The organism is Kitasatospora putterlickiae (assembly GCF_039527695.1).
Classification (GTDB): Bacteria; Actinomycetota; Actinomycetes; order Streptomycetales; family Streptomycetaceae; genus Kitasatospora; species Kitasatospora putterlickiae.
Map to the genome: position 1 here is coordinate 11,762 of NZ_BAAAKJ010000117.1, position 661 is coordinate 12,422.

At 74.0% G+C, this 661-nt stretch carries 1 pseudogene; it reads left to right on the forward strand.

The window, feature by feature from the left end:
- Positions 1-661, forward strand: a pseudogene (locus ABD308_RS12290) (dihydrolipoamide acetyltransferase family protein); the annotation flags it as partial.

Sequence of the window (661 nt, forward strand, 5' to 3'; positions counted from 1 at the left end):
GGCGCCGGCCGCCGCCGGGGAGGTCGTCCCGCTGCGCGGGCTGCGCAAGGCGGTGGCCGAGAAGCTCGGCCGCAGCCACCGGGAGATCCCCGCCGCGACCTGCTGGGTGGACGCGGACGCCACCGAACTGATGGCCCTGCGGCGGAAGCTGAACGAGGCTCCGGGGCCGAGGGTGAGCGTGCTCGCGCTGCTCGCCCGGATCTGCACCGTCGCGCTGGAGCGCTTCCCGGAGCTCAACTCCAGTGTGACCGGGGACGGTTCCGGCGTCCTGCGGCACCCGGCGGTGCACCTGGGCTTCGCGGCGCAGGGCGAGCGCGGGCTCGTCGTCCCGGTGGTGCGCGACGCGCAGGGCCTCAGCACCGAGCGACTCGCCGTGGAGCTGAGCCGGTTGACCGAGTCGGCGCGGACCGGGTCGATCACCCCGGCCGAGCTGACCGGCGGCACGTTCACCCTGAACAACTACGGGGTGTTCGGCGTGGACGGTTCCACCCCGATCCTCAACCACCCGGAGGCGGCGATGCTCGGGGTCGGCCGGATCGTCGCCAAACCCTGGGTCCACCAGGGGGAGTTGGCGGTGCGCGAGGTCACCCAGCTGTCGTTCACCTTCGACCACCGGGTCTGCGACGGCGGCACCGCGGGCGGGTTCCTGCGGTTCGTGGCG